The organism is Bacillus stratosphericus (assembly GCF_020524495.1).
Classification (GTDB): Bacteria; Bacillota; Bacilli; order Bacillales; family Bacillaceae; genus Bacillus; species Bacillus stratosphericus_B.
The window spans coordinates 38,882-54,793 of record NZ_JAIVLB010000015.1 but is presented as its reverse complement, the minus strand read 5'-3'; the positions used below and the strand labels follow the sequence as shown (position 1 = coordinate 54,793).

Below are 15,912 nucleotides of genomic sequence, written 5' to 3'. Positions count from 1 at the left end.
CATTTTATCACAGTTGCTCCATGAATGATTAACAATAACTTTACAATTCTTTAAATTTCGTGACATTTTCATAAATTCATATGGTGAAAAAAAGCGTGAAACATTGAGTTTTCGGACTTTTACTATCCTATCCATTAAAATGGAAATAGTGTGTCTTTACATTTTCTTAACCTTTCATAGGCATTGTGATATAATGAGTTTCCATAGAGCGAAAAAACGACCGAAGATAATAGGATAACGGATAAACATTACTGCTTGAAGAATAAATAAGGATGAAAGAAAGGAGTTTAGTTTGCAATGAAGAAAGTTATTACTTATGGTACATTTGATTTATTACACTGGGGGCACATTAAGTTACTGGAGCGTGCAAAACAGCTCGGAGATTACTTAGTGGTGGCCATCTCTACAGACGAGTTTAACTTACAAAAGTCAAAAAAGGCTTATCATAGCTATGAGCATAGAAAGCTGATTTTAGAGACAATTCGTTATGTAGATGAAGTCATTCCAGAAAACAGTTGGGATCAAAAAGTCCGTGACGTGCAAGAGCATGACATTGATGTATTTGTTATGGGAGATGACTGGGAAGGTAAATTCGACTTCTTGAAAGAGCATTGTGAAGTCGTTTACTTGAAGAGAACGGAAGGGATCTCTACAACACAAATCAAGGAAGAAATTGCGGGACTTTAATATTTTAACATTGTACTTCTTACCATGGTAAGAAGTACTTTTTTAAGTTAGTGTTAGTGACTAAAAAAGGAGACTTCAAGTTGATTACTAATTTCTTAAGCAAATTGAAAAAGGTTAACGTAAACTATACCAATTTATCAGAAGTAAAGCTCCCAGATATGGAATATTACTTTATTAGTGGATTAATTCCTTTTAACTTTGGAGGATTAACAAAGTCACTTTTACTGAGAATGAAAATGTTTGGAGAAGTAGGTGTCAATACAACATTTGTGACATATAGGTTTGACCCGAATTTTAAATTTAAATTGGATCAAATTATTCGACAAAAAATGATTGATCCCTCAAAATCAACTATCCTTAATATGATAGAGGACTTCCTTATTCCAAATAGTGGAAATAAGAGGGTTTATGAGGAATTTGCTGTAGGTAAAAAAGTGGTGAACATAAATGATATTAATATAATAGAAAATGAAATTCGCACAAAAAAATATGACGAGTTTCCATCGTTAATACAATATATTGATGTTCTAAACGAAGCAGGACATATCATTAAGCGTGAAGAGTATAATGTGGATGGCGCTTTATGTAGAATTATGTACTATCTGCCGGGTAAAGAAGCCCCTTACCATGAGGAATATGTGAAAAATCACAACGAGATATACCTTGAAAAAATGTTTAATACCCTTAAGAAAAATAACCCTACAATTAATATTAATTGGTATAGTAACAACGGCATCAAATCTTTTAATAGAAAAACAGACTTACGTCAGTATTGGATCGAGTTTATACAAAAACGTAATGATCAAAAAAAGTTCTTCCTTGTAGACAGCCGTCATCAGGATGAACATTTATTTAGGGTGAAGAAAGATTCAACTTCTTATTATGCAGCTTTTATTCATAGCCGTCATTACTCGGACACTAAGTATAAACTCCAAAAAAGGTTTGAAGAATTATGTAAGCATATTGGATTGGGAAAGATTGATTGCGTGTTTTTTATTACAGAAGATCAAAAAAAAGATTTTGGAGATTTCTTGGGTAAACAGCATTGTTTTTATTTTACACCTCACACACACAAAAAAGGATTCCATCCCGAATTATTAAGAGAAGAGGTTGACCATAAAAAGGCAGTGATTATATCTAGACTAGTACAAGAGAAGAATTTAACAGATGCAATTAAAGCATTTAGAATAGTTGTAGACCATTTACCTGATGTTCGTCTAGAGATATTTGGATCTGGAGAAGAAGAAGAAAAACTGCAACATCAGATTTGTAGCTTGAATTTAGAAAATCATGTTTTACTTAAAGGGTTTACCGCAGATCCTGATAAAGAGTTTCAAACAGCAAAATTTTCCATTTCAACGTCACACTCAGAAGGTTTGCCTTTATCTATTATAGAATCAATTTACAATTATTGCCCTGTTGTTTCATATGATTTTGATTACGGTCCTAATGATTTGGTACATAATGGTGTTAATGGATTTTTGGTGAAACAATATGATGTACAAGAATTGGCAGATAGAATGATTACTCTTTTTCAGGAGAAAAAGAAATACCTAAAAATGGTTAAAAATTGTCGACCAATTGCTGAGAAGTATTCACATAATAGCTATTACTACCATTGGGAGAAGGCACTTAACGAGGTAGTATATAATAGGCCAAAAGTGGAAAAAATAAAAAAAACACTTGAAAAAATCACATGCAATATTAATGATGTGATAGTAGATCAAAGTAGATTGATTTTGTTATTTGAATGGAATCAAAAAAATATAGATTTGAATAAATATACAGCTGAAATAGTAGGCATAGATAGACGTCATAGTGCTGAGTTATTAGCGGCTCAGATCACTGATAATAAGGTGGAGTTTAATTTACTAGACACAAAACTCAAAGAAAAATTGAAGTGTTATGATACAGAGTATGTTGATTTTTACATGAAGATGCACGATCGAGATGAGGAACATATTGAAGCCTTTAAAAGACTCTCATTGAATGAAGAAGTTGAATTTGAAAAGATTAATCATCGTATATCCTATGCAACAGTAAATGGGGATTATTCATGGAAATTATAATGCAGTGTGATATTTTTAGAAGAGGAGAATACTAATTAATGATTGAAGAAACTACTCAACGGCATTGTAAGGTTGAAAGTATGCAAAGACATCACAAAGAAATTGAGATGTTAATTAGTATACAGGAACAATCTCCATTAGAAGGTAAAGAGTTCTTCCTATTAATCAGAGAGAGAAATTCTCAATATGAAAAATATCTTCCTCTTTATCATTCAAGTGAAAATTTATACAAAGTAACTCTGAATGAAGCGTCTCTACAAAATCCAAATGAACAAGGTCAAAGATATAATTTATATGTAACTAATTTTAATGAACAAGAATTAGGTGAAATGAAGTATGCTGATTTCACAATAGATCCTACTAAATTAGAAGAACATCATTTTTACATGAAACGACTAAAAGTAAATGTCGCTATGCCGGAAATCACATTTATAGTGAATGATCAGAGTATGTTGATTATTGCTCCATATTGCACCGACAAAGGAAACTTGTCCATTAAAGTAAAACGTGAAATGAAAATTGTGCGATTTAAGAATATTAGCCTTTTAGACAATCGGGACCTTCTTTTGTCTGGATATACAGGTGTTTTAAGTGCAGAAAAGCCCTATAGGATTAAAAATATTCAATTACTTATCAGGCAGAATAAAGAACCGATCCATGAATATCGTTTTCCCGTTTCGATTCGAAAGAAAGATATGGAAATAGAGGGACATCAACCAATACCTGAATTATATCTATTTGAATCAACATTTTCATTAGACGAGTTGGCTTTCTCTTTAAAAGAGCGGTACGTTTATGATTTTTATTTGGAATTTATTTGCGAAGCAAATGGGATCGAAGAGACTTTAACAACACCATCTCTTGTGCTTGGAGATCGATTTAATAAATTAAAAGGTTTTGTCCAAATACAAAAAAAGAACGATATCCCGGTTCGATATGAAGTGTACCGAAAGAAAAAGCGACAAACACTGGGTATCCGAATTAATGATTACACAATCAAAACCCGTGCGAAGTACTATGTCAAAAGCAAGTGGAAGAAATTCAAAAAGCAAATCGGCAAAATCAAAAAAGTCCGTAACCGTCTTGTGACGCGAACCTTCCAAACGACCTTTAAGCTAGCAAGTAAATTGTCAGTAAAAAAGAAAACCGTTGTTTTTGAAAGCTTTAATGGGAAACAATTCAGTTGTAACCCACGTGCTATTTATGAGTATATGAAAGAACATCACCCTGAATATACGTTGATCTGGAGCGTTAAAAAAGGTCATGAAGTACCATTTAAAGAAAAGGGCATCTATTATATTAATCGTTTGTCATTCAAATGGATTTTTGCCATGGCCAGAGCGGAATATTGGGTCGTAAACAGCCGTCTCCCACTTTGGGTACCAAAGCCTGATCATACAACATACTTACAGACATGGCATGGTACACCGTTAAAACGACTTGCGATGGACATGGACGAAGTGCATATGCCTGGAACGAACACGAAAAAATACAAAAAGAATTTCACGAAAGAAGCATCGAATTGGGATTATCTCATTTCTCCTAATGCATACTCGACGGAGATCTTTATGCGTGCCTTCCAATTCCAAAAGACGATGATTGAATCAGGATATCCAAGAAATGATTTCCTTCACAATCAAAACAATGAAGAAACGATGAGAGCACTCAAGAAAAAAATGAATCTGCCGCTTGATAAAAAATTGATCTTATATGCACCAACATGGAGAGATGACCAATTTTACAAAAAAGGCCAGTACAAATTTGATTTAGACCTTGACCTGCATGAACTAAGAGCATCTATAGGGGAAGAATATATCATTATCCTACGTATGCACTATCTAGTAGCTGAGAACTTTGATTTGGGTCCTTATGAAGGCTTTGCCTATGACTTCTCTCATTACGAAGACATCAGAGACCTTTATATGATTTCTGATCTACTCATAACAGACTACTCATCTGTGTTCTTTGATTATGCAAACCTCAAACGTCCGATGCTGTTCTATGTACCAGACATTGAGACATATCGTGACAAACTAAGAGGCTTCTACTTTGACTTTGAACAAGAAGCACCTGGCCCGCTTGTGAAAGAAACAGCAAGTGTCATTGACTGGGTTCGAGAAACAGAACAACCAACCTTTACATTACCAGCGTCATTCGCTCCGTTTTATGATAAATTCTGCTACTTAGAGAGCGGTGAGTCATCGAAGCAAGTGGTTGAAGTTGTGTTTGAAAGTTAAATAAATCACAATAAAGGCTTGCAGCTTAGCTTGTAAGCCTTTTAACATGATATAAAGTGAAATATTCCTCAACATCTGTTACAATTATGAGCGGTGCTTTTAATTTTAATGGTACTCAAAATTTTTTCTAAGGAAGATAACAATGAACGCAATGTTGACAATATTGAAGGAGCAAATCAGCTCATTTTCGCTGATTATGCGACTTGCTGTTTATGAAACAAAATCAAAATATCAGATGAATTATTTGGGTGTTTTGTGGCAGTTTTTAAATCCATTAATGCAGATGCTGGCTTACTGGTTTGTTTTTGGTCTGGGAATTCGCGGGGGACAGCCAATTGTTATTGGAGACATGGAGGTTCCGTTTATCATCTGGATGCTTGCAGGATTAATACCATGGTTCTTCATTAGTCCAACGATTCTTGATGGATCAAACAGTGTGTTTAAACGCATTAATATGGTATCGAAAATGAATTTTCCGATTAGTGCGCTGCCATCTGTGGTGATTATGTCCAACTTGTTCAGCTATTTTGTCATGATGGGTGTCTATCTGATTGTGCTGATTTCCTATGGCATTTATCCCGATGCGCATTGGCTACAATATATATACTATCTTATTTGTATGATCGCGTTTATGTTTTCGTTTAGTTTGTTTAATTCAACCATTAGCGTACTCGTGAGAGACTATCAATTTCTTTTACAATCAGTGACACGCTTACTTTTCTTTTTGCTACCGATTTTTTGGAATATCTCAGAGAAGCTTACTGGAGACAAGGCGTGGATTGGAGATATTTTAAGACTGAATCCTCTTTTCTACATTATTGATGGTTTCAGAAATAGCCTGTTAAAGGGAGATTGGTTCTTTCATGATGTGAAATATACGCTTTATTTTTGGATGATTACCCTTCTTCTCTTAACAGTCGGTTCATTGCTTCATATGAAATTTAGGGATAAATTTGTCGATTTTCTTTAAAAAGTAAGGAGATTATACGATGAAACTAAAGGTTTCGTTTCGAAACGTATCCAAGCAGTACTTTCTATATAAAAAGCAGTCAGATAAAATCAAGGGACTGTTTTTTCCTAATAAAAATAATAAAGGTTTCTTTGCTGTTCGTGATGTGTCCTTTGATGTATATGAAGGTGAGACGATTGGTGTTGTTGGGATCAACGGGTCTGGAAAATCAACCATGTCGAACCTTCTAGCGAAAATTATTCCCCCGACAAGTGGTGAAATTGAGATGGACGGCCAGCCTTCGTTAATTGCCATTGCGGCAGGTCTGAACAATCAATTAAGCGGTAAAGACAACATTCGATTAAAGTGCTTAATGATGGGGCTGACGAACAAGGAGATAGACGATCTTTATGAAAAAATCGTCGAGTTTGCAGATATTGGCGACTTTATCGATCAGCCTGTAAAGAGCTATTCAAGCGGGATGAAGTCCCGTCTAGGATTTGCCATTTCAGCACATATTGATCCAGATATCCTCATTATTGATGAAGCGTTGTCTGTTGGTGACCAAACCTTCTATCAAAAATGTGTGGATCGTATCACAGAATTTAAAGAACAAGGAAAAACGATCTTTTTTGTCAGTCACTCCATTAGCCAAATTCAAAAAATCTGTGACCGGGTCGCTTGGATGCATTATGGCGAGCTTCGGATGTTTGATGATACAAAAAAGGTCGTGAAAGAATACAAAGAGTTTGTTGATTGGTTTAACAAGCTGTCCAAAAAAGAGAAAAAAGAATATCAATTGGAACACAAGGAAGGTCGAAAAGGTGTACAAAAGACTGAAAAGTTCTCTCGTTATAATGAGAACCGGAAACGACGTTCATTTTTGGGACCAGCGTTTCAAGTGACAATTTTAGCGGTCTTGACCATCTTGCTTGCCCTTTCTATGTTTTCGGATCGTCCGCTTCGTACGCTGGCGACATTTGGTGTCATTTCATCAGATAAAACAGAGGCGCCTCAGTCAACGAGCCCTGAGAAGAAGGGTGCGTCTGATATGAAAAAGGTTGATCAGCAGGCTGTTGTCACGGCAGATCCAATGACGGTTTATAAAGATCAAGCCATGGAGAAAAAGGCAGATGTCTCTCTACCTTTTGGACAAGCGGTACAGGCTGTGGCTGAAAATAAACAAACCGTTCAAATCAAAACAGCGACAGAGACGTATTTTGTGAAACCTGGTGCGCTTCAAAACGCAGATAAATTGAAGCCATTATCCATTGGACCAGAACAGTTCAATTCCTACTTATCACCCGCATCAGCAGGTTCGTACGAGTACTTGCTTTCTTTTCTTGGGAAAGAGGAATCTGTGCTTAAACAAAGAATGCAAACGCTGAGCTCGGTCAAAAGTGAACAAGGTGAAACCATTGAGCGACTGACAACTGAGAAAACCGATTATGTGATTCAAAATGAGCAGGCGAATGCGATTGTGTTCCGTGAGATCATGCCAATTTCTCCTTCAGCACTGGGGCTAACAGAACAGAATGTCTGGATGAATGAGAAACAAACGAAATTCGCAGTAAAGGGCGAAAACAAACTGTTCGTCATTGATAATGAACAGCATACACTGACCATTTCAGCAATCAAATAAAATGAAAAGCTGCACGATGTGATATTATCTGATATGATCCCCTCTAAGTAGAAAGTGTAAAAAGCTCAATTTTCATAATCGGCTGTAACATTATAATCCTAAGTCTATCTTTAAAAGTGTGGAAGAAGAAAGAGATTATTTAAAGGCACAGGTAAGCGTTATCCAAATCTTCACGGGGAGGACGGATTTTGAAGACTGCACGGTTTGAAGCTGTTCATGAATTAAAGAGCCTTTATTCGTTGACATGGCTGGTGTATCCATGGCGTAAGAATCAAAGGGTTTGAATCGAATTATTTTTCTCTCATCTCAAAACACTTCACAAGAGCATAGAAGATTACATTCAATTCTATAATCACGATCGATTCCAGAAAACATTAAACCAGTGTGCTCCGGTAGAATACCGTCACACACTGGCTACTTAGGCTTTTTATATGTGTCTACTTGACAGGGGTAAGACCAATGTCGGTAGCTTTTTTCATTTGACTTCTTCTTTTTCAAGAAGCTGTTTCATAAATGGAATCAGTTTCCTTTTCAACTCTTCATCCTGAAGGGCAAACTCTAGCGTCGTTTCGATGAAACCTTGCTTTTCGCCGACATCATATCGTTTTCCTTCAAAATCATAGGCAAATACGCGCTGAATGTCATTTAGCTTTTGAATGGCATCTGTCAGTTGAATTTCTCCGCCTGCACCAATCTCTTGTTGATCAAGGTACATAAAGATCTCTGGCGTGAAAATGTAGCGCCCTAATATGGCTAAATTTGATGGTGCTGTTCCTTGCGGCGGCTTTTCAACAAAGTTTTTTACTTGGTAGCGGCGTCCTTCTTGGGTAAGAGGGTCAATGATCCCGTAGCGATGCGTATCGCTGTCTGCTACCTGCTGAACGCCGATCACAGATGAAAGTGTTTTTTCATATTCATCCATTAGCTGGCGAAGGCCAGGTGTTTCGGCTTGAACAATGTCGTCGCCTAGTAAAACAGCAAAAGGTTCATCGCCGATAAAGTTACGGGCGCACCAAACGGCGTGTCCAAGTCCTTTAGGTTCCTTTTGACGTATGTAATGAATGTCAGCAATATTAGAGGACTTTCTCACCTTTTCTAAAAGCTCGCTCTTTCCTTTTTCCTCTAGGTTGCGCTCTAGTTCTGGCGCAAAATCAAAATGGTCCTCGATGGCTCTTTTCCCTTTTCCAGTCACAATAATAATGTCTTCAATTCCTGATTCAACAGCTTCTTCAATGATATATTGAATGGTTGGTTTATCAACGATTGGTAGCATTTCTTTAGGCATGGCCTTTGTTGCAGGGAGGAAACGTGTCCCAAGACCTGCAGCAGGTATAATGGCTTTACGTACTTTTTTCAATGAATTTTGCACCTTCCTTACATATAGAAAAAATGATTTGATTTCATTTTTCATCTTTCATAAAGTGTAACTTACAAATGATAGAAATGACAAATGGTTTACGAAAAATGCATGAGCTGATTTAAAACCTATTTGTAAAGAACTTGTGTAAATATTCATGTTGAAAAGAGTAAAGGCGATGTAAAGATTACCGAATAGAATGATTAGGATTCGATTCTATTCTTTTGTATAATGAACAACATACGATAATTGAGAAGGAAAGAGGCATAAACAAGTGAAAAAACTAAATGTAATGACTATTTTCGGTACGAGACCTGAAGCGATCAAAATGGCTCCACTTGTTCTTGAACTTAATAAACACCCACAAATAAATTCAGTTGTAACTGTAACAGCTCAGCATAGAGAAATGCTTGATCAAGTGCTGAAAGCCTTTGTTATCAAGCCCGATCACGATTTAAATATTATGAAAGAACGTCAAACATTATCTGAAATCACATCAAATGCACTGTTGAAATTAGATCAATTATTCAAAGAGGAGAAGCCTGATATTGTGCTTGTTCATGGAGACACAACGACAACCTTTGCGGGAAGTTTGGCTGCTTTTTATCACCAAATTTCAGTTGGTCATGTCGAGGCAGGCTTAAGAACACACAATAAGTATTCACCATTCCCAGAGGAATTGAACCGCCAAATGACTGGAAACATTGCTGATATTCATTTTGCGCCTACACATGAAGCGAAGCAGAATCTTTTAATAGAAAATAAAAAAGAAGAAACTATTTTTGTGACAGGAAATACCGCTATTGATGCTCTGCAAACAACTGTCACAGACCAGTATCAGCATCCAATTCTAGAGAAAATCGGCACAGATAAAATGATCTTGTTAACAGCTCACCGCAGGGAGAATCTTGGCGAACCAATGAAAAACATGTTTAGAGCGATTAGACGAGTTGTAGAAGAGTTTGAAGATGTTCAGGTCGTATATCCTGTTCACTTAAATCCTGCCGTTCGTGATGCGGCACAGACGGAATTCAGTGATCTTGATCGTGTGCACTTAATTGAGCCGCTTGAAGTGGTTGATTTCCATAACTTTGCTGCTGCCTCACACTTTATTTTAACGGATTCAGGAGGTGTTCAAGAGGAGGCGCCATCTTTAGGGAAACCAGTTCTTGTACTGCGTGATACAACAGAACGTCCAGAAGGCGTGAAAGCTGGTACGCTCAAGCTCGCAGGGACAGATGAAGACACTATTTACCAAATGGCAAGAGAGCTGCTAGAAAACCAGCAAGAGTACGACAAAATGTCGAAGTCTTCTAATCCATATGGTGATGGACAAGCGTCGAAACGAATCGTCCAAGAGCTCCTTCATTGTTTTGGATTCAGTGAAGAAAAGCCAGTCCCATTTACATCATAAAAAAGAAGACAAAGGGCTAAAACAACATCTTAGCCCTCTGTCTACGGTTTGAGAAGCCTACAATAATGTAGTCTTCTTTTTTACTGCTCCAAACTATCCTTCAATTCCTTCTTTACTTTCGCTAAACTGCTATCATCAAGCTGATAATAATAAATGTTACTGATTCGTGTGCCCGTTCCTTTTAATTCATGCTGTTTGACACGCTTTCTTGCATCGCGATAATCATTCATCATGGTCCACATATCGTCAAAGGACATGTTTGTTTTCATGTTGTTTTCAACGACTTTGAACATATCGCCGAATTTTGTAATAGACGAAATGTTGGCACCCTTCGCAATGATGCCTTCAATGACTTGGCGCTGTCTTTGCTGGCGGCCAAAATCCCCTTTTGGATCTTGCTTTCTCATTCTTGTATAGGCAAGTGCTTGATCCCCGTTAAGGTTAATTTCACCTGTACCAAATGAATGGCCGTCATAGTTGAAAGCAAACGTGCTATTTACGGTAATGCCGCCAAGCGTATCGACAATATCTTTAAAGCTTTCCATGTTTACTTTAACAAAGTAATCCACAGGTACATCAAGCAATTCTTCTACTGTATCTGCTGCCATTTGTGTACCGCCAAAAGCATAGGAGTGATTGATTTTATCCATTGTGCCTTTCCCGACAATCTTTGTATAGGTATCACGCGGGATACTGACCATTTCTGTTGTTTTATTTTTCGGGTTGACTGTCATATATATTAATGTATCTGCACGGCCACGGTCATTCTTTCTTTCATCGACACCCATCACTAAAATTGAGATCGGGTCTTTTTTGCTTAAATCGACATCTTTGTCACGTTTATCCGACTTCTTTAAATTCTCCTGAATGCCTGCGACGGTTGATGCTGCTGTGTTCCAAAGATGATATGCATATCCGCCAGTTGCTAATACGAATAAGCCAATAATTGATAAAACAATCCAAAGAACCTTTTTCTTTTTTCTTTTTCTCTCAGCTCTCATAATGTCCCTCACCTTTTCTATGATTCTTCCATGATTATAGGTTTACGAATCTTGATAAACAAGTTATTTTTTTACCCTCAACCTAGATATAGACGTTGGAACAAAAAAAAGGTTTCAAAAAACCTTAAATTTACCTTAAAATATTAAGTTATAAGACGATACAAAAACATGAGGTGAAAAAAATGAAGAAAATCATCGTTTTACCGTTCTTAATACTACTACTGGGTATCGTGCTCACAGCATGTGGAACGGCTGAGCAGTCCTTAGAAGAAAAGAAGACAAGCAGTTCAACTTCTCAAACGTTAAAGGAAACAGCCAATTATGTAGGAATGGCAGACTCTCATACAATTGAAGTGAAAAAGTCAAATGTTACTTTGAGTTTTGAATTTACTGAAAACTTCAATGAAGTATTGAATAAATTTCAACCAGGAGATAATGTAGACATTTTTTACATTCTAAATGACAGTGGTCAAAAGGAAATTCAAGAAATGAAAAAAGTTCAATAGAGAGATGGTGGGATCATTAAATTGAAAAAAATCAGTCTAACTTTCACAATGTTCATCTTACTTTTACTTGTATTCATCCCAAAAGATGCTTCAGCGACAAGCTCAACAATTTCTGTGAAATTATCAAACTATGTTGGAAATAAAACGAGCTTTAACATATCATCATCCGGCTTATACAAAGTGACTGGTACAAATGTATCTTCAATGGCTCGATATGATGGTAAGAACCGTTATGAGGTAGCCAATAATATTGCTTCAGCAGGTTGGAAAAATCCATCTACAATTGTCATTGTAAATCGTGATGCGTTTGCAGATGCAATTTCCGCTACACCTTTAGCTTATAAGTTGAATGCACCTATTTTATATACGAATGCTGAAACATTAACAAAAACAACTGAAGAGCAAATTAAAAAGATGAATCCTGACAATATCCTGATTATCGGTGGAACAACAAGTGTTTCTTCAGCAACAGAGAAAACACTGAAGAAATATGGGAAGATCAACAGGATCAGTGGTAAATCACGTTATGACGTTTCACAAAATATAGCAAAAGAGATGGGGAACTATAGTCAAGCTATAGTGGCGACAGGAAGCATTTTTACTGACAGTGCTTCAATAACACCATACGCTGCAAGAAACGGCTATCCTATTCTGTTAACGAAGAAAGATAGCTTACCAACTTATAAGCTTCCAAGTAAAGTCACCATTGTTGGTGGAGAAAAGAGTGTTAGCAAAAAAGTTGAATCTCAAATCAAAAAAACGTCCACAGTTAAAAGAATCGGTGGAGCTAATAGATATGAGGTCTCAGCAAATATTGTAAATGAGTTAAACATGGATGCTAATAAGCTATACCTAGCAAATGGTTCTATCTTTACAGATGCTATTACATTTTCGCTTTTAGCAGCCAAAAATAACAGTCCTATGGTCCTTGTAAAAGAAAATAGTCTAACATCACCTGTTACATCAGTTGTGCAAAAACAGGGGACGAACTCGTTTCAATTGTCTGGCGGAACAAAATCCATTTCAACAAGTTTACAAAAAAAATTATCAAATGAATTTTATTTGAAGAATAATAAGGATTATCAATTGAATGTTTCCAACGGAAAAATTTCTATCCAGGGCATTAAGACGTTTGGATCCTCAGTAAGAATTGTTCCAGAGAATTATTCAACCAGTAATGTCATTCGAGTTGCTGGGAAAGCATATTTGGGGGAAATGAACTTTGCTGTAGAATCAGGCTATATTCGCCCAACAAATGAAAATATCCCTTTTGAAGATTATCTTAAAGGGGTTGTACCGAATGAAATGCCAGCAAGCTGGCATGTTGAGGCATTAAAAGCGCAGGCTGTTGCAGCACGTACATATTCTGTGAACAGTATTGGGAAGGTTGTGCCAGATACAACAGCATTCCAAGTATATGGTGGATACAACTGGTATACAAACTCTACGAAAGCTGTAGATGCTACAAAAGGTAAGGTACTAAAATATAATAATAAACTGATTTCTGCTACCTACTATTCTAGTAATGGAGGCTACACTGAGGCGAGTGACGAAGTGTGGTCAAGTGCATCTCCTTATTTAGTAGCAAAAACAGATACAAAAGATCCAGTGAATGCTTGGACACTTAAACTATCAAAAACACAATTGAGTAGATCGCTTAGCACAGCAGAACCAGCATCTTGGTGGAGTAAGACAACAGAAACAAATGCGAGTCAGTTGACAGGATTGAAGAGCTGGATTCTAAAAAATAAAGAAACTTCGGCTTCAGACATCAAGATAGCTACAATTTCAAGCATCTCCTTTTCAGGTAAAACAAAAGGGCAGAGAGCAAAAACAGCCTCTATGGAAATCAGTTATCACTTAAAAAATAAAACGGGTTCTTATAGTATGAATAAATCAGCGAAACTTAGTTTTAAAATGACTGAATTTAGATCAATACTTGGTGCGACTAATTTAAAAAGCACGTATGCTTCAGTGAAGAATAACACCAATGATTTTACCATCTCAGGAAAAGGATATGGTCATGGAGTTGGAATGAGTCAATATGGAGCGAAAGAGAGAGCTGAATCAGGAACCTCATATTCAAGTATTTTGTCATTCTATTATCCGGGTGCAAAGTTAACAACGAATTAAAACATCAAAGGAGGTTATAAACTGTGCGCTCTATTATAAAAGTTGTATTTTTGAGTGTAGTAACAATGTTTTTGTTTCTTCCATCTGCACTTGCTGACAATTCAGTCACAAGAATTGATGGAAAAAACCGTTATGTTGTTGCGGTGAATGCGGCGAAAAAAGGCTGGACAACATCGAGTACGGTTGTTCTTGTAGGTAAAGAAGCATATGCGGACGCTTTAAGTGCGGTTCCTTATGCGTATCAAAAAAATGCACCTGTTCTTTTTACAAACAGTAGCAGTTTATCTGCAGATACAAAAAAAGGTCTTCAAGATCTAAAGACAAAGAATGTGATTATTCTCGGTGGAACAAAGAGTGTCTCTAGCAAAGTGACAACTCAGCTAAAGGCGATGGGTATTTCAGTAAATCGTATTAGTGGTAATAATCGATATGATTTAGCAGCAAATATTGCAAAGCAAATGAAAAGCTCTAGTACGGCTGTTGTAGCAAATGGCTTTGCTTATGCAGATGCAGTTGCCATTGCACCTTATGCTGCAAAACAAGGCTATCCAATCTTATTAACAAACGATAAAGATTTACGTTCGGAAACCTCAGCGGTGATTAAAAGCAGAGGAGTTAAAAAGACCATTGTGGTTGGTGGAGAGTCTAGTGTAAATAAATCAGCATATTCTAAACTACCTTCACCTGAAAGAATTGGTGGGGCAAATCGTTATGAAGTGGCTGCAAATATTGTGACGAAATACAATATGAGTACAAGTAATACGTATATTAGTAATGGTTTTGCATACGCTGATGCCGCTTCAGGAGCTAGTATTGCTGCCAAGCAGGGTAAAGCCTTTATTTTCACGAATGAAAAAACATTACCGAATGCAACGAGAAAAATCATTGGTTCAAAGAAGATCGCTTCATTTAGTGTTCTAGGTGGTACATCTACTGTGACGAATACTGTGACTTCCCAATTGAAAAATCCAGTCGTTGGAAAAACAGTTTTTATTGACCCTGGTCATGGAGGTCAAGACTCTGGTGCTATTGGATACGGTCTTCTTGAGAAAAACGTGACCCTTGATGTCGCTAAGCGTCTAAATACAAAATTGACTAGTGCTGGGGCACTACCAGTCATGTCACGTACATCTGATACATTTGACAGTCTTGAAACACGAGTAAGTAAAGGTGCTTCTGCGAAAGCAGATATCTTTATTAGTGTCCATGCGAACGCACATGATAACAGCAGCGCAAATGGAACAGAAACGTATTATGACGCAACATATGAATCTGCAAACAGCTTAAAGCTTGCGCAAAACATCCAGCCTAAAATGGTCAGTGCATTAGGCACAAGAGACCGCGGTGTGAAAACAGCTGGATTCTATGTCATTAAGTATTCAAAGATGCCAAGTGTCTTGCTTGAAACTGGTTTTGTTTCCAGTCCAGTCGATTCAAATATTTTGAAATCTGCTACTTATAAAGATAAATTAGCGGCTGGTATTTCAAGCGGCGTTTCAGGTTATTTTAGATAAGAAAAAATATGAGGGGTGGTTAAGATACTCCTCTTAGGCTGCTCGAGAACGTCTCTCCGCAGCCTTTTTTTATCAATAGTACATGAAGTGGTCATACTAAGGATGTTGCCTTCATAAGATATCAAATGTCTTTATTATTCGTGCTCTCCCTAAGCGTGCAGACCAAGCATATTGCTGGAGCCTAGCTTTAACACAAGCCCATTTGATGCAAAATATATAAATCTTCTGCTGCGAAAGATCAGCTTACCTCTGGATTGCATCTGGTGTTTCGACTTACTTTGATTCAAAATGAAAAGACTGTTTATGTGTCAAGTTCAATATACATTCATTTCAGGTTATTTTTGTTATAATTGAAACATAGAGAGTAGATTTTTAACGTGTTTTCGATAACAGCAAATCGACA

12 protein-coding genes are annotated in these 15,912 nt (G+C 36.8%); 10 read left to right on the top strand and 2 right to left on the bottom strand.

Features of this window, described 5'->3' with window-relative positions:
- Positions 1–297 precede the first annotated feature (297 nt).
- The 6 genes from tagD to LC033_RS07940 all read left to right on the top strand — a co-directional run bounded on the left by tagD (position 298) and on the right by LC033_RS07940 (position 8,006).
- A complete protein-coding gene (gene tagD / locus LC033_RS07965) occupies positions 298–687 on the top strand; it encodes a glycerol-3-phosphate cytidylyltransferase (RefSeq protein WP_008343212.1) in 390 nt (129 codons plus the stop codon).
- An 80-nt stretch (positions 688–767) separates the two neighbouring features.
- Entirely contained in the window at positions 768–2,756 is a 1,989-nt protein-coding gene (locus LC033_RS07960; protein WP_226567736.1) for a glycosyltransferase, read from the top strand.
- Between the two features lie 38 nt (positions 2,757–2,794).
- Entirely contained in the window at positions 2,795–4,993 is a 2,199-nt protein-coding gene (locus LC033_RS07955; protein ID WP_226567735.1) for a CDP-glycerol glycerophosphotransferase family protein, read from the top strand.
- A gap of 142 nt (positions 4,994–5,135) precedes the next feature.
- Positions 5,136–5,963 carry an ABC transporter permease gene (locus LC033_RS07950; protein WP_226567734.1) on the top strand — a complete coding sequence of 276 codons (828 nt, stop codon included), beginning with the start codon at positions 5,136–5,138 and terminating at the stop codon, positions 5,961–5,963.
- Between the two features lie 19 nt (positions 5,964–5,982).
- A complete protein-coding gene (gene tagH, locus LC033_RS07945; RefSeq protein WP_226567733.1) occupies positions 5,983–7,584 on the top strand; it encodes a teichoic acids export ABC transporter ATP-binding subunit TagH in 1,602 nt (533 codons plus the stop codon).
- Positions 7,585–7,868: 284 nt separating this feature from the next.
- Positions 7,869–8,006: an IS3 family transposase gene (locus tag LC033_RS07940; protein ID WP_312887862.1), complete on the top strand. Its 138-nt coding sequence runs from the start codon at positions 7,869–7,871 to the stop codon at positions 8,004–8,006.
- A 53-nt stretch (positions 8,007–8,059) separates the two neighbouring features.
- On the opposite strand, the gene galU is transcribed toward LC033_RS07940, so the two are convergent.
- A complete protein-coding gene (gene galU, locus LC033_RS07935) occupies positions 8,060–8,941 on the bottom strand; it encodes a UTP--glucose-1-phosphate uridylyltransferase GalU (RefSeq protein ID WP_226567732.1) in 882 nt (293 codons plus the stop codon).
- A 274-nt stretch (positions 8,942–9,215) separates the two neighbouring features.
- On the opposite strand from galU, the gene wecB reads away from it, so the two are divergent.
- On the top strand, positions 9,216–10,355 hold the full coding sequence (gene wecB / locus LC033_RS07930) for a non-hydrolyzing UDP-N-acetylglucosamine 2-epimerase (RefSeq protein ID WP_226567731.1): 1,140 nt from the start codon (positions 9,216–9,218) through the stop codon (positions 10,353–10,355).
- A gap of 80 nt (positions 10,356–10,435) precedes the next feature.
- Here the strand turns inward: wecB and tagU are convergent, their stop codons facing one another.
- Positions 10,436–11,356, bottom strand: coding sequence for a polyisoprenyl-teichoic acid--peptidoglycan teichoic acid transferase TagU (tagU, locus tag LC033_RS07925; RefSeq protein WP_226567730.1), 921 nt, complete (start codon positions 11,354–11,356; stop codon positions 10,436–10,438).
- A gap of 182 nt (positions 11,357–11,538) precedes the next feature.
- On the opposite strand from tagU, the gene lytA reads away from it, so the two are divergent.
- From lytA to LC033_RS07910, 3 genes are read left to right on the top strand one after another with little or no spacing between them, the layout of a single operon-like run.
- Complete coding sequence (gene lytA / locus LC033_RS07920) at positions 11,539–11,862, top strand: acidic lipoprotein LytA (protein ID WP_226567729.1); 324 nt, start codon at positions 11,539–11,541, stop codon at positions 11,860–11,862.
- A gap of 21 nt (positions 11,863–11,883) precedes the next feature.
- Positions 11,884–13,995, top strand: a complete 2,112-nt coding sequence (locus tag LC033_RS07915) for a SpoIID/LytB domain-containing protein (RefSeq protein WP_376776424.1) — start codon at positions 11,884–11,886, stop codon at positions 13,993–13,995.
- 23 nt (positions 13,996–14,018) lie between these two features.
- Positions 14,019–15,509 carry an N-acetylmuramoyl-L-alanine amidase gene (locus LC033_RS07910; protein WP_226567728.1) on the top strand — a complete coding sequence of 497 codons (1,491 nt, stop codon included), beginning with the start codon at positions 14,019–14,021 and terminating at the stop codon, positions 15,507–15,509.
- The last annotated feature ends 403 nt before the right edge of the window (positions 15,510–15,912 follow it).

Bases quoted from the DNA above. Each gene is read 5' to 3' on its own strand.
- tagD (WP_008343212.1), top strand. From the start codon at position 298: ATGAAGAAAGTTATTACTTATGGTACATTTGATTTATTACACTGGGGG.
- LC033_RS07955 (WP_226567735.1), top strand. From the start codon at position 2,795: ATGATTGAAGAAACTACTCAACGGCATTGTAAGGTTGAAAGTATGCAA.
- LC033_RS07950 (WP_226567734.1), top strand. From the start codon at position 5,136: ATGAACGCAATGTTGACAATATTGAAGGAGCAAATCAGCTCATTTTCG.
- tagH (WP_226567733.1), top strand. From the start codon at position 5,983: ATGAAACTAAAGGTTTCGTTTCGAAACGTATCCAAGCAGTACTTTCTA.
- tagU (WP_226567730.1), bottom strand. From the start codon at position 11,356: ATGAGAGCTGAGAGAAAAAGAAAAAAGAAAAAGGTTCTTTGGATTGTT.
- lytA (WP_226567729.1), top strand. From the start codon at position 11,539: ATGAAGAAAATCATCGTTTTACCGTTCTTAATACTACTACTGGGTATC.